This is a genomic window from Proteus hauseri, assembly GCF_004116975.1.
Taxonomy (GTDB): Bacteria; Pseudomonadota; Gammaproteobacteria; order Enterobacterales; family Enterobacteriaceae; genus Proteus; species Proteus hauseri.
Genome location: NZ_CP026364.1, coordinates 3,183,478 through 3,203,686, shown reverse-complemented (window position 1 = coordinate 3,203,686; position 20,209 = coordinate 3,183,478). Strand labels below are relative to the sequence as shown.

At 36.2% G+C, this 20,209-nt stretch carries 19 protein-coding genes and 1 pseudogene; 10 read left to right on the top strand and 10 right to left on the bottom strand.

Annotated features, from left to right (window positions below):
* Nucleotides 1-284: 284 nt before the first annotated feature.
* Entirely contained in the window at nt 285-1,904 is a 1,620-nt protein-coding gene (locus PH4a_RS14615; protein ID WP_129040733.1) for a peptide ABC transporter substrate-binding protein, read from the bottom strand.
* 241 nt (nt 1,905-2,145) lie between these two features.
* On the opposite strand from PH4a_RS14615, the gene tpx reads away from it, so the two are divergent.
* The gene (gene tpx / locus PH4a_RS14610) at nt 2,146-2,649 is read left to right on the top strand and encodes a thiol peroxidase (protein ID WP_129040731.1); all 504 of its coding nucleotides are present in this window, start codon (nt 2,146-2,148) and stop codon (nt 2,647-2,649) included.
* Between the two features lie 91 nt (nt 2,650-2,740).
* Here the strand turns inward: tpx and tyrR are convergent, their stop codons facing one another.
* The 8 genes from tyrR to pspA form a co-directional block, all read right to left on the bottom strand.
* A complete protein-coding gene (gene tyrR, locus PH4a_RS14605) occupies nt 2,741-4,309 on the bottom strand; it encodes a transcriptional regulator TyrR (protein WP_129040729.1) in 1,569 nt (522 codons plus the stop codon).
* A gap of 154 nt (nt 4,310-4,463) precedes the next feature.
* Nucleotides 4,464-4,883 (bottom strand): hypothetical protein, encoded by a 420-nt coding sequence (locus PH4a_RS14600; RefSeq protein WP_244212891.1) that lies wholly within the window; start codon nt 4,881-4,883, stop codon nt 4,464-4,466.
* 570 nt (nt 4,884-5,453) lie between these two features.
* Nucleotides 5,454-6,503: a YcjF family protein gene (locus PH4a_RS14595; RefSeq protein WP_129040727.1), complete on the bottom strand. Its 1,050-nt coding sequence runs from the start codon at nt 6,501-6,503 to the stop codon at nt 5,454-5,456.
* Nucleotides 6,500-7,894, bottom strand: a complete 1,395-nt coding sequence (locus PH4a_RS14590; RefSeq protein ID WP_064719780.1) for a YcjX family GTP-binding protein — start codon at nt 7,892-7,894, stop codon at nt 6,500-6,502. Before PH4a_RS14590 ends, PH4a_RS14595 begins: the two co-directional genes overlap by 4 nt.
* Nucleotides 7,875-8,129: a peptide permease gene (locus PH4a_RS14585; RefSeq protein WP_164971549.1), complete on the bottom strand. Its 255-nt coding sequence runs from the start codon at nt 8,127-8,129 to the stop codon at nt 7,875-7,877. Before PH4a_RS14585 ends, PH4a_RS14590 begins: the two co-directional genes overlap by 20 nt.
* 117 nt (nt 8,130-8,246) lie before the next feature.
* Nucleotides 8,247-8,603, bottom strand: a complete 357-nt coding sequence (gene pspC, locus PH4a_RS14580) for an envelope stress response membrane protein PspC (protein WP_129040725.1) — start codon at nt 8,601-8,603, stop codon at nt 8,247-8,249.
* Nucleotides 8,603-8,833 (bottom strand): envelope stress response membrane protein PspB, encoded by a 231-nt coding sequence (gene pspB / locus PH4a_RS14575; protein WP_064719777.1) that lies wholly within the window; start codon nt 8,831-8,833, stop codon nt 8,603-8,605. Before pspB ends, pspC begins: the two co-directional genes overlap by 1 nt.
* Nucleotides 8,834-8,869: 36 nt before the next feature.
* A complete protein-coding gene (gene pspA / locus PH4a_RS14570; RefSeq protein WP_129040723.1) occupies nt 8,870-9,538 on the bottom strand; it encodes a phage shock protein PspA in 669 nt (222 codons plus the stop codon).
* 225 nt (nt 9,539-9,763) lie between these two features.
* Here pspA and pspF point away from each other — a divergent pair.
* The 9 genes and pseudogenes from pspF (at nt 9,764) to gstA (ending at nt 19,188) form a co-directional block, all read left to right on the top strand.
* Nucleotides 9,764-10,794 (top strand): annotated as a pseudogene (gene pspF / locus PH4a_RS14565) (phage shock protein operon transcriptional activator).
* Between the two features lie 279 nt (nt 10,795-11,073).
* Entirely contained in the window at nt 11,074-12,765 is a 1,692-nt protein-coding gene (gene sapA / locus PH4a_RS14560; RefSeq protein ID WP_129040721.1) for an ABC transporter substrate-binding protein SapA, read from the top strand.
* Nucleotides 12,762-13,727 (top strand): putrescine export ABC transporter permease SapB, encoded by a 966-nt coding sequence (sapB, locus tag PH4a_RS14555; RefSeq protein ID WP_129040719.1) that lies wholly within the window; start codon nt 12,762-12,764, stop codon nt 13,725-13,727. The genes sapA and sapB overlap by 4 nt, the downstream gene beginning before the upstream one ends.
* The gene (gene sapC / locus PH4a_RS14550) at nt 13,714-14,607 is read left to right on the top strand and encodes a putrescine export ABC transporter permease SapC (RefSeq protein WP_064719772.1); all 894 of its coding nucleotides are present in this window, start codon (nt 13,714-13,716) and stop codon (nt 14,605-14,607) included. The genes sapB and sapC overlap by 14 nt, the downstream gene beginning before the upstream one ends.
* Entirely contained in the window at nt 14,607-15,608 is a 1,002-nt protein-coding gene (gene sapD, locus PH4a_RS14545) for a putrescine export ABC transporter ATP-binding protein SapD (RefSeq protein ID WP_129040716.1), read from the top strand. The genes sapC and sapD overlap by 1 nt, the downstream gene beginning before the upstream one ends.
* Nucleotides 15,598-16,407 (top strand): putrescine export ABC transporter ATP-binding protein SapF, encoded by an 810-nt coding sequence (gene sapF, locus PH4a_RS14540; protein ID WP_064719770.1) that lies wholly within the window; start codon nt 15,598-15,600, stop codon nt 16,405-16,407. The genes sapD and sapF overlap by 11 nt, the downstream gene beginning before the upstream one ends.
* A 209-nt stretch (nt 16,408-16,616) precedes the next feature.
* Nucleotides 16,617-17,405 (top strand): enoyl-ACP reductase FabI, encoded by a 789-nt coding sequence (gene fabI, locus PH4a_RS14535; RefSeq protein ID WP_064719769.1) that lies wholly within the window; start codon nt 16,617-16,619, stop codon nt 17,403-17,405.
* Nucleotides 17,406-17,646: 241 nt separating this feature from the next.
* Nucleotides 17,647-18,348 carry a DUF3592 domain-containing protein gene (locus PH4a_RS14530; RefSeq protein ID WP_129040714.1) on the top strand — a complete coding sequence of 234 codons (702 nt, stop codon included), beginning with the start codon at nt 17,647-17,649 and terminating at the stop codon, nt 18,346-18,348.
* Between the two features lie 228 nt (nt 18,349-18,576).
* Nucleotides 18,577-19,188, top strand: coding sequence for a glutathione transferase GstA (gene gstA / locus PH4a_RS14525; RefSeq protein WP_129040712.1), 612 nt, complete (start codon nt 18,577-18,579; stop codon nt 19,186-19,188).
* 99 nt (nt 19,189-19,287) lie between these two features.
* Here gstA and pdxY read toward each other — a convergent pair whose 3' ends face one another.
* The gene (pdxY, locus tag PH4a_RS14520) at nt 19,288-20,157 is read right to left on the bottom strand and encodes a pyridoxal kinase PdxY (RefSeq protein ID WP_129040710.1); all 870 of its coding nucleotides are present in this window, start codon (nt 20,155-20,157) and stop codon (nt 19,288-19,290) included.
* Nucleotides 20,158-20,209: the final 52 nt, after the last annotated feature.

The window sequence follows — 20,209 nt, the reverse complement described above, 5'->3', positions numbered from 1 at the left end:
TTTATAACAGAGGGATTTTTTTATCATAAAAATCTTTGTAACAACAGTAACAGTTAGAAACAATAAAAAACGTGCAAATCAAATGTTTTAAATATAAATTATAACTAGATAATAAGTTACCTCTGTTTTATTTTGCTACCCCCCTTTTTATAAGGGGTTCTTTTTATATATTGTTTATTTTGAATTAATTATTAACTTCATAAATATTATATTTAGCTATTAGTTATGCCTATTCAAAAAATAAAAAAGCACCTAACAAAAAAGTTAAGCGCTTTAATTTAATATTAGTGTTTTAAAATATATAGCGAATGGCTATATGCAACATCCTCAGGATTTTCAATGGGATAGCCTTTCAACCAAGGCTTAATTAATCTTCCATTCGTATATTGATAAATAGGTGCAATAGGTGCATCTTCCGCAATTATCTGTTCTGCTCGATTATAAAGACGATTTCTTTCATTATCATCAATAGTCATTCCAGATAATGCTAATATCTCGTCATATTGCTGACTTTGATATTTAGGAATATTGCCAGCATGTTTAGAACCCAGTAAAGTTAAAAATGTAGATGGCTCATTATAATCACCAACCCAAGAAGCTCTGATCACATCAAAATCACCTGAATTTCTACTATCTATATAGGTTTTCCACTCTTGATTACGCAATTCAACTTTTACACCTAATTTTTTCTTCCACATCGATGCAACTGCAATGGCAATTTTTTGATGATTTTCAGAGTTATTATATAAAAGTGACAATTTTAATGGACGATGAGGTCCATATCCCGCAGCAGATAACAATATTTTGGCCTGCCCATCTAATTCATCCTGATTATATTCATCATAGAGCGTTGGCTCTGGTGTAAAATTAGCTGTAACATCAGGAGTAAAGCGATTAGCAGGTTTTTCACCCGTCCCTAGTACTTTTTCGGTAATAATTTTTCTATCTATTGCCATTGCTAATGCTTTACGTACACGAATATCACTTGTCGGCCCAGATTGTGTATTAAATGCGTAATAATATGTACCTAGCTGTTCAGGTATGTAAACTTGATCTGGGATATCTTTCATTAATTTATGATATAAATTTTTAGGAAAAGACTCTGTAATATCAATATCACCAGCTAAATAACGTTTTGTAGCCTGCGATTCATGATTTATCGGCACAAATGTCACTTTAGTTAAAACAGTATTTTTATGATCCCAATAATAACGATTCGGAGTTAATACTATTTTCTCATTAACTACGCGGTCATTTAAAATAAAAGCACCATTTCCCACCAAATTTCCGACTTTTATCCATTCAACACCATATTTTTCTATCGTATGGCGAGGAACTGGATATAACGAGAAATTGGTTGTTAAACTTGGGAAATAAGAGATAGGCCGTTCTAAGGTAATTTTTAATGTTTGCTCATCAAGAGCTTCTACTCCCAATGATGTTGGTTTTAATTTCCCATCAATAATTTTTTGGGCATTTTCTATCGCAGCTAAAGATGCATACCATGCAAAAGGTGAAAGATTTTTAGGATCAACTAATCTTTGCCAGCTGTATACAAAATCCGATGCCGTTACTTTTTCACCATTAGACCATTTTGCGTTGTCGCGCAAAGTAAAAATCCAGACACGATTATCTTCCGTTCGCCATGATTGCGCGACACCAGGAATAGGACGTCCATACTCATCTTCTATCGTCAAACCTTCAAATAAATCTCGCTGGATCTGAGCTTCAGTTAAACCAACTGCATTTATAGGATCTAACGAAGCAGGTTCATCTTTTAAATGACGAACAACCTCTTGTTTTTTATCCAGTATTACGCCTTCGGGGATCACAGCAGCATAAGCTGGCGACATAAATAACCCTTGAGCAATTAGTGTGTAGGAAATGACGAATGTTTTGCGCATGTCTGTTTCGTCCTGTAGTCTATGTGAAAGTGAACAGAACAATTATAAGAGCCTGATAAAAAGGCACAATCACTGTTTTCAATTATTTTATAAAAATCAGCTTTTTTCACTGCAGCCCTGTTTTTTAACTGTAGCGACATTAAGTAGTGATAAAATTTAATTATGGTCAAGCGATAACAATGTTATCGTAAATATGAGTATTAATAATCATTAGTTTAAAAACTAATAAAGGAGAACGACAATGGCACATCAAGTTACTTTACAAGGAAATGCAGTTACTTTAGCAGGAAGTTTCCCAACCATTGGTCAAACAGCCCCTGATTTTTCTTTAGTTGGTAAAGATCTGAATGATGTTTCTTTAGCGCAATTTGCTGGAAAACGTAAAGTTTTAAATATCTTTCCTAGCGTAGATACTGGTGTTTGTGCGGCAAGTGTTCGCCAATTTAATAAAGTTGCCAATGAGTTAAATAATACTGTTGTATTATGTATTTCAGCTGACCTGCCTTTTGCCCAAGCTCGTTTTTGTGGTGCTGAAGGTTTAGATAACGTAGTAACTTTATCTACTCTACGTGGGGCCCAATTTAAAGAAGATTATGGTGTTGCAATTGCATCAGGTCCTTTAGCTGGCTTAACTAGCCGAGCTGTTATCGTCTTAGATGAAAATAACAAAGTTATTTATACGCAACTTGTCGATGAAATCACAACTGAACCAAATTATGATGATGCACTTAATGCATTAAAATAAGCAATTATTAATGTATTCATGTTGTAAAAATAAACGGGCTATGCCCGTTTATTTTTTATCATCACGATAAAGTTCGTAGCGAAAACTATAATTAATTCTCGCTTTTATCACTTTTTTTATTCGTTAAGTTGTATTCTCTTAATTTATTTGCAATCGCCGTATGAGAAATACCTAAACGTTTGGCTAATTTACGCGTACTCGGATAATCACGATATAATCGCGTTAATATTGAAGCTTCAAATCGTTTAGTCATTTCATCTAGTGAACCTTCTAGCAATTCTTCATCAAACAGAGCATCTACAATGTGTTCTGGCAAAGAGATATCTTGCTGACGCAAAGTATCTCCCACTAGTTGGGCCATAGCTTGGTAGATAGTATTACGTAATTGACGTACATTACCTGGCCAAGAATATTGCGTTAAATAAGCAGAAAGGTCTGATGAAAGTGCAGGTTTGGTAACTTTTTGTTCTTGACAATATTGAGCTACAAAATGAGTAGCAAGAGGCATAATATCAGCTTTTCTTTCTCTTAAAGGCGGTAATTTTAAGGTTAAAACATTAAGCCTATAATAAAGATCTTCTCTAAATAGCCCCTTTTGCATTAATTCCCATAAATTTTTCTGCGTTGCACAGATAATACGTACATCAACTTTGACTTCCTGCTCTTCACCTACTCGACGAAATGTCCCATCATTTAAAAAACGCAATAATTTGATTTGCATCTGTGGTGACATCTCACCAATTTCATCGAGTAAAACAGTACCTCCATCGGCTTGTTCAAAAAATCCTTTTTTTCCTTCAGTTGCATTAGGATAAGCACCTGCGGCATAACCAAAAAGTTCACTTTCAACAACATCATCAGGCATTGATGCGCAATTAAGCCCAAGAAAAGATAATCTAGCGCGATCACTTAACAAGTGACAAGCTTTCGCAAATATATCTTTTCCTGTTCCCGTATCACCAACTAATAGCAATGGATCATCCATTCTAGCCATTTTACGAGCACGTTCAACAATCTGCTTCATTTGTTGGCTAACAGCGATTATTTGGGCAAAACCACTATCATCATTCGCAATTAATTTAGGATGTTCATTATGCTGCATTCCATGATATTTCAGCAATATAAGCGCACCAACACAGTGGTGAAATTGATTATCATCCGTTAATTTAATAGGCACAATTTCCATATCATATTTTCGTTTTTTTAGACTGATAGGAATAACTTGAGCATGGGGATCTTTTTGATCCAACCAACGATGGATATTAAAATTAGGAATTAATTGATTAAAAGACTTTTCACTATCGTCATCGCTAGCTAAATCGAAGAGTTGACGAGTTGCTGGATTTAATAATTTAATTTGCCCTTTCACATTTATAGAAAAAACGGGAACAGGTACCGATTCTAATAAAGTCCACATTGCACGGTGTTCTTGCTCTGATGGCATAAATGCAACGGTGCGGACATCAATAACACCATTAATTCTTCTTATTTCTGCCATTAAAGGCTGGAATATATTGAAATCGATTTGTGAAAAATTCAGGTAAATTAAGCCGATAGGGAATATTTCAATTCCACGTAAATCAATATTTTTTAATACGAGCAGATCTAATAATTCACGGGTTAACCCGATGCGATCTTCACAAGTGACTTCTAAACGCATTTTAAACCTTCTTAACACAGAGTGACCCTGAACTAATTCTAGATATTATACATAAATATCAACGAAATAAAGGGGATTGTCAGCAAAGGTTGACACTACTAGCATTTATTTTTACACGAATGAATTTCTTTTTTGACTGTTAAAAGCCTATCGTTTATACTTTGATGCCTCTAAATAAAGCAAACCAAGATGGTTTTATTACCTTTTTTAATTCAAAATCAATAAGATGTTCAATACCATGCATAAGTGGCTTTAATTCTCTTCTTATAACTTGTTTTATCACTTTACAGCCATTTTCAAAGCAAAAAAGTAAATACTCTAATGCATAAATTGCACTTTTTTTCTTGTTGCTTTCAGTTAAGTAGCCAAAAAGCTGCGATACTTCTTTAAACTGGTTTTGTGCTATTGCTTTTTGCTGCTGTTGCTTTTTTATTTCATCAATAGTTTCGTTAAGAATAGGAATAAGAGTACTTAATTGTTTATCGAGGTTAACTAAATTAACTGATGAACGAACATAAAGTTGACGGCGCTGCTTTGAAAGTTTTTTTATAACTGATATTTGCATTTCTTTCATTTTTTAACCTCAATATATTTATATAGATTATTTAATATCATTGTTTTTTATATAAAAAATTTGCTTATACCTTTATTTAACGATAACAAGAATTATATAAAACATGAAAATTTAGCAATAGACTTTGGCGGCTTATTTAGCCACTTCTATTACATTTTTAACAAATGTTAGTTAAAGCAGAAGTAACTTTTAATGCAGCATATAATACTAAAGCTAATACTCATTTCTATCAAAAAAGAAATATTACTGTTTTATTATTAATTAATAGTGATGTTAAATAAATTTCACTTAGAGCGCAAGCATCGCACAACTAATGTTTCTTTCTTTTGAACCATAACGCAAGAAGCTTATGTAGAAAACACTAACTAATTAAATAATACGCACTACGATAATAACTCGATGTTAATATAATTCATCATTTAAAATTCATTTTTAGAATTAAATTTTATAAAAACAACATTACTTTATATAGATATATTTTACACCTTAAAAAACCATAAATAAAAACCATAACCCGCCATATTTAATTAGCGAGTTTTGATTTAAAAATAAATTTATTTAAATAATAATTTATTCTTTTTTCTTATTTCCTAGCGTATTTTTCAGCTGCCCGATAAGTTCTTTTCTAAAATCACCTAGCTTAGGTTTATTATTATCAATCCACGGCAATGGACGGCAAAGTTCCATCGTTTTAATACCTAAGCGTGCCGTTAATAGCCCTGCACCAATACCTTGCGCAGCTCTTGTTGATAATCTTGCAGCTAAATCTTGAGACAACCAGTCCATGCCAACTTCTGTTACCAACTCTGTTGCTCCGGCAAAAGCAATATTGACTAAAACAAGACGAAATAACCTTAAGCGACTGTAATAACCTAATTCGATACCATATATTTCAGCGATACGATTAATTAACCGAATATTACGCCAACCAATAAACGCCATATCAACCATTGCTAACGGACTAACTGCAATCATAAGCGTTGACTCTGCCGCTGAACGGCTAATCTCAGCTCTTGCCTGTTTATCTAAGATAGGTTGAACTAATTGACTATAGAGTTCTAAAACCTCTCTATCATTATGAGTATCATGCAGCGCACTTTGCCAACGAATAAATGCTGGGTGCTGAGGATCCACTCCAGCTTGTTTAGCTAAATTTTCACAAAATGGCCGTCCATTGCCCATTGCATGACTATAAAGTAATTCTTTTGCTTTATCTCTTTCATCTGCTCGTTGGCGTAAACGATAAATACGGAACCATTCAGTAATAACCGAACCAATTCCAGCGACAACAATTAAACCACCAGCACTAGCAGCGCCTAAAGCAATCCAATCAGAATTTAGCCAAGATTCATAAATCCATTGTCCAGCTTGAGCTACAACACTCACACCTAGAATAGTTGTTGCGACAGTTAATAGTCGTTTCCACACACTTTTTCTCGGTTTTAAAACAGATTGAATTTCGCCTTCTATACGCCCTTCATTTTCTTCTTGCTCTAATTGTGGATTAAAAGGAAGAAATTGCGCTTCATTATTAAAACCAACACCCTTTTTTAAGGTAATTTCTTCATTTTGAAGCGTAGACTCTTTAAAATCGATGCGTGATTTTAATGGCTCATTCATTTTAATTTATCTCCTAACAAAAACTCCATCGCACTATCCATTCTTATATGTGGAACAGCGCTATCTCTTGAAATTTTTTGTGGCCTAAAAGACTCAAAATTAAAACCTTGCTGCTGCCAAAATTCTTTTTCAGGAAGGCGCTTAGGAACTTCTCCAGGGAAATAAACCAAAGGCTGATTATCACTTAATCGAAAACCTTTTAGAGCTGGAATTTTTTCACCATGATGAGAAACAATTCCGCTTTCTGTTGCCGCAATAGATGCAAGTCCCATACAATCAATACTAATTCCTTCAAAAATTGCATTTTGCTTTGCATCTTGAATAAGCTGCTGTAATAACAAAACTAAATTTTCATGTTGGTCTACTGTAATATGATCTGCTTTAGTTGCTGCAAATAAAAGCTTATCAATACACGGTGAAAAAAGACGTCTTAATAAAGTACGCTTACCATAATGAAAACTACGCATTAATTGTGTTAACGCTTGGCGCATATCATTAAATACATCAGCCCCTTGGTTTAAGGGTTGTAAACAATCAACTAAAACAATTTGTCTATCAAATCCTTGAAAATGGTCACGATAAAAGCCTTTAACAACATGTTGTCCATAATATTCATAGCGTTGTTTTAGCGTGCCAATATTTGTGCGCTTATCCGCATTTTTTAATTTAATAATGTCATGTTGATGCAAATCGGGCCAGGGGAAAAATTGTAAAACAGGCGCGCCTGCTAATTCACCAGGTAAAACGAAACGCCCAGGTTGAATAAAGTGTAAACCTTCTTTTTTGCAAGCTAATAAATATTCCGTATAAGCCGCTGCAATATCCGCCAATAAAGTTTCATCGACAGGAGCAAAGGGGTCGCATTTTTTAATTAGTGATTGCCATTGTTGCTCTGGTGATGTTCGTTGGCGATTAATCTTATTCATTTGTTCAGACCATTCAAAATAGTCTTGTTCAAGCATAGGTAAATCTAATAACCATTCACCAGGATAATCTACTATTTCAAGATAGAGCGATGATGTCTCTTTTATAAAACGACTAAGTGATTCTTTAGAGCGATAGCGAAGCTGTAATCGAATTTCACTCACGCCTTTTGTCGGTGTAGGCCAGCTCGGTGGTGTATGATAAAGAGAATCCATTCCTTCATCATAAGTAAATCGTGGAATATTTAAATTATGTTGTGGTATACGTTTTACACCTAATAACTGCTTATTACGAGCTGCAGAAAATAGCGGTAAACGAGCCCCACTATGTACATTTATAAGTTGATTAACCAATGAGGTAATAAATGCAGTCTTACCGCTACGGCTCAATCCAGTAACAGCTAAGCGAAGATGTCTATCCACTCCTCGATTAATAAATGCAGTTAATTCATTTTGTATGCGTTTCATGTTTCTCCCAAGACACGTGACGCGATAGCTTATTTAACCCCTTTGTAATAACAGGTTCAGCTATCAACAGAACCAACCAACGTAACGGTTTACTACTTATACGCTTTAATATTCCGCCAGTTATTGCCGCTGGTCCTAATAAAGTGAATAACATAAAACCAAATTTTAACCCTTTTTGGATAAAATTGGTGAGATTATTTTTTTTAACTGTGATTACTGAATGGGTGCTATTCACACAATCCTCCTGATTAAACAGTTTTATCTCTAGATATTAAATTATTAAAAAATAAATGCCTGTTTAAAAAAAGACGCTCCAATAAAGGAGCGTTATTCAGATTAAGTGGCAAGAGTATTATAAATCTCGAAAACGTTTATTTAATTGATACGATGAGGAAGTAATATAACGTTCCATTTGTTGTAAACGTTTTTCTCCTCGCGTTAATTGGTTATCAACGCCAGTTAAGATCTCTTTTAAACTTTCTTGCTGTTGTTGATTTTGATTGTAATTATCAGGTGCAGGCTCCATAAAGAAACTAAGCACTAAATAAGCCACAATGGTTAAACCAAAAAAACCAGCGAACAGAGCAATAACTGCAATAACCCTAACCAATAAAACAGGAATATTAAAATAATGGGCTAGCCCTGCACATACACCACGGATCATACCTTCTTGTGGCAAGCGATACAGTTGTTGCTGTTGCATCGTCATTATGATTGCCTCCAGTTAGGATGTTCTGCATCTAATATTTGTTCTAGCGTCTTAATGCGTTCCTGCATTTGTTGAGCTTGATCCACCAGCGCGCTCAGTCGCTGCATTTCTTGTTGGGTTAACTGAACACTACCTCCTCCCTTTCTGCTGCTGTAGTGTAACCATAGCCAGATAGGTAGAATAAATAAAATAAAGATAGTCAGTGGTATTCCCAGAAATATATAGCCCATTACATATCCTTTATAAGGTAGTTATTACACTTGCTGTTACTCTTTGTTGGTATTGATTTTAGCTTTTAATGCCGCTAATTGCGCGCTAATTTCATCATCAGCTTTTAATTCAGCAAACTGTTGGTCTAAGGATTTTTCTTTACCCAAGCCATAACTTTGCGCTTCACCTTCCATATGATCAATACGGCGTTCAAATTGCTCAAAACGCGCCATTGCTGCATCCATTTTACCACTGTCCAATTGACGACGTACTTGGCGCGAAGAATTAGCAGCTTGATGGCGAACCACTAGTGATTGTTGTTTAGCTCGAGTTTCTGTCAGTTTATTTTCCAATTCACGAATTTCACCTTTTAGTCGTTCTAAGGTTTCATCAATAATAATTAACTCATGTTTTAATGTGTCATTGACTGATGCAATACGCTGTTTTTCAATTAATGCTGCGCGAGCTAAATCTTCTTTATCTTTAACTAAAGCCAGTTCAGCTTTATCTTGCCAGTCTTGAATTTGCTTTTCAGTTTGTTCGATACGTCGTTCTAAACCTTTCTTTTCAGCCAAGGTACGCGCTGAAGTAGTACGAATTTCTACCAGCATATCTTCCATTTCTTGGATCATTAAGCGGATCATTTTTTCTGGATCTTCCGCTTTATCTAATAAAGAAGCGATGTTGGCGTTAATAATATCGGCAAAACGTGAAAATATACCCATGATGTCATCCTTAATAGCTATGCTAGATAGTAACATTTAATTGTTTCGTTAAATGGCGTCAATCTTAATAACGCCCTGCTTATTCTTGTTATAACTAATACAATTTGCGTGCCAACTTTTATAATCAACTTAATGTATTGATAAATAATGAATTAATTAAATTAGCCTAATATTCACACAATTGATAACATGGTGATAAATACCTTTATATGGTGAATTTAACCAATGAATACGAATCTAGAGACAATTATTGGTGTAGATAGTCAATTTATTGATGTGTTAGAACAAACCTCTGCACTTGCTCAACTTAAAAAACCTGTCTTAATTATTGGTGAACGTGGCACAGGTAAAGAACTAATTGCTCATCGGCTGCATTACCTCGCCCCTTGGTGGCAAGGCCCTTTTATTTCAATTAACTGTTCTGCACTAAATGATAATTTGCTTGACTCTGAACTTTTTGGCCATGAAGCAGGCGCTTTTACTGGTGCTAAAAATCGCCATCAAGGACGTTTTGAACGAGCAGATGGCGGTTCACTCTTTCTTGATGAATTAGCAACAGCACCAATGCTTGTGCAAGAAAAATTACTTAGAGTTATTGAATATGGCCACTTAGAGCGTGTGGGGGTAGCCAATCGCTTCATGTTGATGTTAGGTTAATCTGTGCTACTAATGCTGATTTACCTGCAATGGCTGAAGAAGGTAAGTTTAGAGCAGATTTACTCGATAGGCTGGCTTTTGATGTTATCCGAATTCCTCCATTAAGAGAACGTCGAGGCGATATTATGTTGTTGGCTGAAAATTTTGCTATCGCAATGTGTCAAGAATTAAGCTTGCCATTTTTCCCTGGCTTTAGTGAAAAAGCAATCCAAGCTCTGTTAAATTACGCTTGGCCGGGCAATATTCGTGAATTAAAAAATGTAGTTGAACGTTCTGTTTATCGTCATGGAGAAAGTGATAAGGAGCTGGATAATATTATTATTGATCCCTTTGCTCGCACGCAAATAGCGCCATCGCCTGACACAATAAAATTATCACCAACACTACCCACTTTACCATCTTTACCATCTTTACCATCTTTACCATCTTTACCATCTTTACCATTAGATTTACGACAATGGCAAAATGATACAGAAAAAGCACTAGTAGATATTGCGCTAAAAGAAGCACAGTATAATCAGAAAGCTACAGCAGAAAAGCTGTCTTTAAGCTATGATCAATTACGAGGTCTGATTAAAAAACATCAATTAGTTGATTAAATAGTAAAAAAATATTTTTTAGAAGAACAATATGATAGGCAAAAAAAAAGCCAGCACCCGAGCTGGCTAGTAAAAAAATACTGGAAGCAATGTGAGCAATGTCGTTCCTTCAGCAGAAAACCTCTTTACCGCTGAAGGACAATACGGATGATAATCCTTATCATTAGCATTTGTAAAGCTTTTTATTGAGAATTTTTCTCAATTTGTTTTTCGACAATTTGGGGATAGAAAGTTTTTTAAGTTACAATAGCAAAATCGTTTCTATAAAAGACATTATTTATGCGCCCTATTTTACTTGTTAGTACTATGCTAATCGCCTCTTTATGCATAACTTTTACAGCTAATGCAGCCCCTATGACGCAAGTGATATCGGTAGAACAAGAACCTGCTCAAATTCATCAAAATGGTTTTGTTTACTGCATAGATGGCAGTGTAAATACATTTAATCCTCAATTATCAAGTAGTGGATTAATTATTGATCCCCTCGCTGCACAGCTTTACGACCGCTTATTAGATGTCGATCCTTATACTTATCGACTGATTCCTGAACTAGCAGCTCGATGGGAAGCTCTTGATAACGGCGCAACTTACCGCTTTTATTTACGTAAAAATGTCTCTTTTCAACAAACACAGTGGTTTAAACCAACACGAAAATTAACGGCTGATGATGTGATTTTTAGTTTTGAACGCATGTTTGATACTACAAATCCTTTTTATCAAGTGAATGGCGGTAAGTACCCCTATTTTGATAGTTTGAGTTTTGCCAATAATATTCAGTCAATTAAAAAATTAGGCCAATATACAGTTGAATTTAGTCTAAAAGAGCCTGATGCTTCTTTTTTATGGCATTTAGCAACTCATTACGCGCCGATTCTTTCTGCTGAATACGCAAAAAACCTTGTTGATTTAGGAACCCAGTCACAACTTGATTGGAAACCCGTGGGTACTGGGCCATTTTTACTTGATGAATATCAAGCCGGTCAATTTGTGCGACTTTTTAGGAATGATAACTACTGGAAAGGCAAACCTAAAATGCAGCAAATTGTGATTGATATGGGCGCAGGAGGCACAGGACGTATCTCTAAATTATTAACGGGCGAATGTGATGTTTTAGCTTATCCAGCCGCTAGCCAGCTAAAAGTTTTACGCGATGACCCTCGGCTAAGATTAACATTACGCTCTGGGATGAATATCGCCTATTTAGCATTTAACACCAGCAAACCACCACTAAATGATTTAAAAGTCCGCCAAGCTATTGCTTATGCTATTAATAATGAACGATTAATGGAATCAATTTATTATGGCACCGCAGAAACCGCAGCTTCGGTACTTCCTCGCGCTTCTTGGGCCTATGATAATCGCGCTAAAATTACAGAATATAATCCTGAAAAATCTAAACAAATTCTTAAAGAGTTAGGTCTTGAAGATCTAAAATTAAATCTTTGGGTACCAAGTACATCGCAATCTTACAACCCTAGTCCATTAAAAATGGCAGAGTTGATACAAGCTGATTTAGCACAAGTCGGTATTAAAATGAATATTCGTCCTATTGAGGGGCGTTATCAAGAAACAACGATGATGGATAGAACTCATGATATGACATTATCAGGTTGGTCGACTGATAGTAATGACCCAGATAGTTTTTTCCGCCCACTATTTAGTTGTGCTGCGATAAGTTCACAAACTAATTTAAGCCATTGGTGTTCACCTGATTTTGATGAAATATTAAAAAAAGCGCTTTATAGTCAACAGTTAGCGTCTCGTATGGACTATTATCATCAAGCACAAGATATCTTAGCTCAAGAATTACCCGTTTTACCTTTAGCAAACTCTTTACGTATGCAAGCTTATCGTTATGATATTAAAGGACTTGTATTAAGTACATTTGGTAATGCTTCTTTTGCGGGTGTTTATCGAGAAGCTGAAATTGATGAGTACTATCGCAGCAAAGAGGCGACGAACAATCCATGATTATCTATTCGATACGTCGATTACTTTTACTCATTGTGACGCTGTTTTTACTGTCACTCGTCAGCTTTAGCTTAAGCTATTACACGCCTAATGGCCCATTGAGTGGTGCATCTCTTGCTGATGCTTATATTTTTTACACTCACAACATGATCCATTTTGATTTTGGAATATCGTCCATTAATGGCGAACCCATTCGAGCTCAACTGATTGAAGCGCTTCCTGCCACGATGGAACTTTGCACCCTTGCCTTTATTTTTGGGCTATTGATTGGCATTCCTGCAGGTATTATTGCTGGTGTTTGGCGTAATAAATCTGCCGACATTTTGATTAGTAACTTTGCTTTATTAGGTTTTTCTGTCCCTGTTTTCGGGCTAGCTCTATTATTAACGCTCTTTTTCTCATTAAAATTGGGCTGGCTTCCTGTATCTGGGCGTATTGATTTGTTATATAACCTGCAAACCGTGACAGGTATTGCACTTGTTGATGCATGGTTATCTGATTCACCTTATCGTCAACAAATGATAATCAACGTATTACAGCATTTGGTTTTACCCGTCACAACATTAGCCATTGCACCAACTACAGAAGTCATTAGATTAATGCGAAATAGTACGGAAGAAATCATGGCTGAAAACTATGTAAAAGCCGCCGCAACGCGAGGTCTCTCGCGTTTTACAATTATTCGGCGTCATATCCTTCATAATGCTTTACCGCCAATCATCCCTAAATTAGGCTTACAGTTCTCAACTATGTTAACTCTTACCATGGTAACAGAAATTGTTTTTAACTGGCCGGGACTTGGTCGTTGGTTAGTCACAGCGATCCGCCAACAGGACTATTCTGCGATTTCAGCGGGTGTAATGTTAATAGGTTCAATGGTTATTATTGTTAACGTGCTATCAGATATCGTGGGTGCGATGAGTAATCCAATGAAACATAAGGTGGGATATGCCTTTAGATAGCCAATTTTATAAAGAGAAAAAAACGCCATCTCCTGCGCACGTAATTTGGCAATGCTTTTCTAAAGATGTTATTGCTATGGTTGGATTCTATGGCGTTATCTTCTTATTAGTATTAAGCATCGTTGGCCCTTATATTGCGCCTCATGCGCTTGATCAGCAATTTTTTGGACATCAGTTAACACCGCCTTCATGGTATCAAAACGGGAATGTTTCCTACTTCTTTGGTACAGATGACTTAGGCAGAGACGTTTTTAGCCGGATCTTAATTGGTGCGAGCTTAACCTTTGGTGGTGCGTTTATTGTTACATTTGCAGCCACATTAATGGGATTAATTATTGGTTGTTTAGCAGGAATGACCCACGGGTTAAAATCTGCTGTGTTGAACCATATTTTAGATACATTATTATCTATTCCATCATTATTGTTGGCTATCATTGTTGTGGCATTTGTAGGAACCAGCTTAGAACATGCCATGATAGCAATCTGGTTAGCATTGTTACCACGCTTAGTCCGCATGATTTACTCTGCTGTAAATGATGAACTAAACAAAGAGTACGTTATTGCAGCGCGGCTTGATGGTGCTTCTAATACCTCTATTTTATGGTATACAGTGCTTCCTAACATTACGCCCGTTTTAGTATCAGAACTAACCCGAGCTTTCTCGATAGCTATTCTTGATATTACCGCTTTGGGTTTTCTTAATTTAGGTGCCCAATTACCCTCTCCTGAATGGGGCGCAATGTTAGGAGATTCACTAGAGTTAATTTATGTGGCTCCTTGGACAGTGTTAATTCCTGGCGCGACTATTATGATAAGTGTTTTACTCGTTAATCTATTAGGTGATGGTTTACAGCGTGCAATCAATGAAGGAGTCGAATAATGCCATTATTAGATATCCGCAATTTAACCATTGAATTTATGACACCTGATGGTCCAGTAAAAGCCGTTGATCGCGTATCTATCACGTTAAATGAGGGCGAAGTAAGAGGTTTAGTCGGCGAATCCGGATCTGGCAAAAGCTTAATTGCTAAAGCCATTTGTGGTGTGACCAAAGACAATATTAATGTAACTGCTGACCGTTTTCGTTTTAATGATATTGATTTACTAAAACTATCACCAAGAGCCCGCCGCCGAGTTATTGGTCATAATGTGTCGATGATATTTCAAGAGCCGCAATCTTGTCTTGATCCTGCGACAAAAATTGAACAACAGTTAATTCAAGCTATTCCAGGTTGGACATTTAAAGGTCATTGGTGGCAGCGATTTCATTGGCGTAAGCGTCGCGCTATTGAATTATTGCATCGAGTTGGTATTAAAGATCATAAAGATATTATGCGTAGTTATCCCTATGAACTCACCGAGGGCGAGTGTCAAAAAGTGATGATCGCTATTGCTATTGCAAACCAACCGCGATTATTAATCGCAGATGAACCAACTAATGCTATGGAACCGGCGACACAGACACAAATATTTCGCTTATTAACACGCCTTAATCAAAACAATAATATGACCATTCTTTTGATTAGCCATGACTTACAATGGATGAGCAAGTTGGCGAATAAAATTACAGTGATGTATTGTGGTCAAACGGTCGAAACCGCGGTACCAGATGAACTATTAATTACGCCTTATCATCCATATACACAAGCACTTGTCCGTTCTATTCCTGACTTTACTAACTCTCTCATCCATAAGAGTCGGTTAAATACATTACCTGGTGCAATTCCTTCGTTAGAACATTTGCCGGTTGGTTGTCGGTTAGGGCCTCGCTGCCCTTATGCACAACGTCAATGTATTGAGGCACCGCGTTTGCGTTTATTTAAAAATCACTCTGTAGCCTGTCATTTTCCATTAAATGTGGAGCCGACAGATGTTCGATAAATTGCTCGAAGTTAAAAACTTATCAAAAACATTTCGCTATCGTACGGGGCTTTTTCGTCGTCAGCAGCATGTTGCAGTAAAGCCCGTCAGTTTTACTCTTGAACCTAAACAAACATTGGCCATTATTGGTGCTAATGGTTCTGGGAAATCAACATTGGCAAGAATGCTTTCGGGCGTTACAGAGCCAACTGAGGGTGAAATTTTTATTAATGGGCATCAACTCAGTTTTGGCGATTATTCTTATCGTAGTCAGCGAATTCGGATGATATTTCAAGATCCCACAAACTCATTGAATCCCCGTCAGCGTATTGGCCAAACCCTTGATATTCCTTTGCGCCTTAATACTGATTTAAGTGCGATAGAACGAGAAAAACGAATTTATCAAACATTACGTCAAGTAGGACTGTTACCTGAACATGCGAATTATTACCCTCATATGTTTGCATCAGGACAACGCCAACGAATAGCTTTAGCTCGTGCATTAATTTTACAACCACAAGTTATTATTGCTGATGAAGCAATAGCGTCTCTTGATATGTCTTTGCGTTCTCAAATCATTAACTTAATGTTAGAACTGCAAGAAACTCATGATATTGCTTATATTTATGTTACGCAAAACTTAGGTATGACTAAACATATCAGTGATAAAATTATAGTTATGGATAACGGCGAAGTTGTTGAACGAGGCAATACCGCTGAAGTGCTTGCATCACCTTTACATGAAGTAACGCGCCGTCTTGTTGCAAGTCATTTTGGTGAAGCCTTGTCAGCAGAAGCTTGGCGCCAAGATTTGGCTTAAGGGCGAAATAATATCGAAATACTTATATTGCACATTATTTCGCCCTTTTCCCTTAACTCCTCGGAGGTGCTAGGGAAATTAAACAATTTTACAAATGTCGTGGTAGAATCAGCCACGTTTATTAACAATAAGCGTGATAACCTAACAGATAAATAAAATTCTGAATGATGTTATTATCGCGATTTACGAAAAAAAACAAGGATACAGCTATGGGCTTTATGACCGGCAAACGCATTCTTATTACTGGTGTTGCTAGTAAATTATCAATTGCTTATGGTATTGCCAAAGCTATGCATGACCAAGGTGCTGAACTTGCATTCACCTATCAAAATGAAAAACTCAAACCTCGTGTTGAAGAATTTGCAGCATCATTAGATTCTAGCATTGTATTAGAGTGTGATGTCGCACAAGACGACAGTATCACTGCAATGTATGCAGAACTTGCTAAAGTTTGGCCTAAATACGACGGTTTTGTTCACTCTATCGGTTTCGCACCAGCAGACCAATTAGACGGTGACTATGTTAATGCTGTCACTCGTGAAGGCTTTAAAATCGCTCACGATATCAGTGCATACAGCTTCGTTGCAATGGCAAAAGCAAGCCGCGAAATGTTAAACCCTAACTCTGCGCTGTTAACCCTAACCTATTTAGGTGCTGAACGTGCAATTCCTAACTATAACGTTATGGGTCTGGCTAAAGCCTCTTTAGAAGCTAACGTTCGTTATATGGCAAATGCAATGGGTCCTGAAGGTATTCGTGTTAACGGTATCTCTGCCGGCCCTATTCGTACATTAGCGGCGTCAGGTATTAAAGACTTCCGTAAAATGCTAAGCCATTGTGAATCTGTAACACCACTTCGTCGCACAGTAACGACTGAAGATGTAGGTAATACAGCAGCATTCCTGTGCTCTGATTTATCAGGTGGTATTACAGGTGAAATTATTCATGTTGATGGTGGCTTTAGCATCGCAGCAATGAATGAATTAGAACTGAAATAATTTTCATTCTTTAAAAAGAGAACCTCATTTTCGAGGTTTTCTTTTTCTCATCTTGCCAAATTGTCAGTTACTTTCACACCACATTGTTTTTTCGCTGTTATTTCATAGCAATATTTACTTATTAATCATTTTGTTAGTTTTCTTCATTATAGATAATTTCCTCTTTTATTTATAAACATCTTCCTATAGTCTTTTCACTGATTAAACAATAATGCCGTATATTAAACAGTGGATGTAATGTATGAAGAAATTTAGTTTCCTTTTTTATATTTTTTCTCTTATTGGTGCAGGAATTATTATCATTGCATTATTTGTAATTAAATCCGAATTAAAGTTAATTACAAATGGTATAGAAACAACAGGTCTTGTTATTGATATCAGCATTGACCGTTCTTCTGATAATAAAGAAACTTACTTCCCTATTATTCAATTTAATACTGAAAAAAATGTAGAAACTACTTTTCGTTCCACTACAGGCAGTAGCAGTTATCGCAATAGTATTGGTAATGAGGTTCCTGTTATTTATCTTCCTAATAATCCTCAGAAAGCATCAATTAATAGTTTTTTTAGCTTATACGGCCCGGGGCTAATCTTAACTATTTTTGGTTTAATTTTTACTTCGATAGGACTTATACCTCTTGTTATAATAAGAAGAAAAAACAATAAAAACAAACGATTAAAAAGAGAAGGAACACCGTTAACGGTTAAAATCACTGATATTATTCTTAATCAGTATGTTCATATTAATCGTCAATCACCTTATCAAATCGTTGCCGATCATCACGATAAATTGAATAACCGAATTACTCGATATAAAAGTGACTATATTTTCTTTGATCCCTCTCCTTATATTAATTCAGATCTCATTACTATTTATATAGATAAAAATAATCCTAAAAAATATTATCTTGATATCTCTTTCCTGCCAACATTAGAAGATTAGTTTTAGATATCTCCCGGTATAATTGTCATTATCTAAATCGGGGGAGTATTATTATTTCTATAAATTTTATCAATTAACATCACTGTTCACAGATTTACAAAAAGCTTTTTTTATTAACCTATTTTGAATTTGCTAATTTTTCAGAACCCCCTATCATCTTAACTTAGTGATGATATTATTTTATATCCGCATCATTATTGCCATCTCATTGATAGGGAGTCGTTCAATATGAAATTGTACTATGCACCAGGCAGTTGCTCACTTTCCCCTCATATCGTTTTACGTGAAACAGGTTTAGATTTTTCTATTGAGCGTATTGATTTACGAGCAAAAAAAACCGAATCAGGTAAAGATTTTCTGAGTATTAACCCTAAAGGGCAAGTCCCAGTACTTCAATTAGATAATGGTGATGTTCTTACTGAAGGTGTTGCTATTGTGCAATACCTTGCTGATTTAAAACCTGACAGAAACTTAATTTCCCCACCAAAAACGTTAGAGCGCTATCACCAAATTGAGTGGTTAAACTTTCTTGCCAGTGAAGTGCATAAAGGCTATGGCCCTCTATTTTCACCAGATACACCAGAAAGTTATGTACCGATAGTGAAAGAAAAACTGAAAGGCAAATTCCGTTATGTTGATGAAGTATTAACAAAGCATAATTTTATTTGTGGTAACAACTTTACCGTTGCTGATGCTTATTTATTTACACTTAGCCAATGGGCGCCACATGTTGGTTTAGATATTACCGATTTAACCCATCTACAAGATTATTTAAAACGAATTGCACAACGTCCTAATGTCCATAGTGCACTCGTTACTGAGGGGTTAATTAAAGAATAAAACTTGGTGCTATATTTAAGCAATATAGCCAATATAACCATAATTACGTTATTAGCATAAAAAAACGGAAGCACTACGCTTCCGTTTCTCATTGGTTAATCAATCTAATTGTGTTGCACAGAACTTATGAGTTGGATGCACCATTTGATCTTGAGCAGCAACTAATTGCAGTTCGTATTCATTCATTTCTTTCGTTTTTAACATCACTTCATAAACTGCGGCGGCAACGTGTTCTAAAGCCGTTGATAGCTCTACACCTTTTAATAAATCCACCAGCATTAATCCGCTTGTTAAATCCCCGACACCCACGGGTTGGCGCTCACCGAAATCCACTAATGGGCGACTAACATGCCAACTATGTTCTGCTGTGACTAATAGCATTTCAAAACGGTCATGACGATAACCAGCACGCGATAAGTGTTTAACTAATACGACTTTAGGGCCCTGTTGACAAAGCTCACGAGCCGCTTTTACACATTCATCAACATTATGAAGTGCTTTACCACCCGCGAGCGTTTCTAACTCTAGTAAATTAGGCGCAATAATATCGCTAATAGGTAATGCTTCTTCGCATAATACTCCAGAGACTTCAGGTGGCACAATGCAGCCTTTTTCAGGATGTCCCATCACAGGATCACAGAAGTACCATGCATTTGGATTGGCTTGTTTTACTTTTTTAACGATATCAACAATACGTAAACCTTGTTCTGCTGAACCTAAATAGCCACTCAATACAGCATCGCATTGCGCAAGTTTACCAATAGCGGCGATACCATCCACAATGTCAGTGATGTGTGAGGCTGACATTACGCAACCTGTCCATTTTTCTGGGTACTGTGTGTGATTAGAGAATTGAACGGTATTTAAAGGCCAAACATTAACACCCATACGGCGCATTGGAAATTCAGCAGCACTGTTACCCGCGTGACCAAAAACAACATGAGATTGAATAGAAAGTATATTTTTCATGACATAAACCGATTATTGTGAATACACACAACACCCAAGCTCTATCATCATA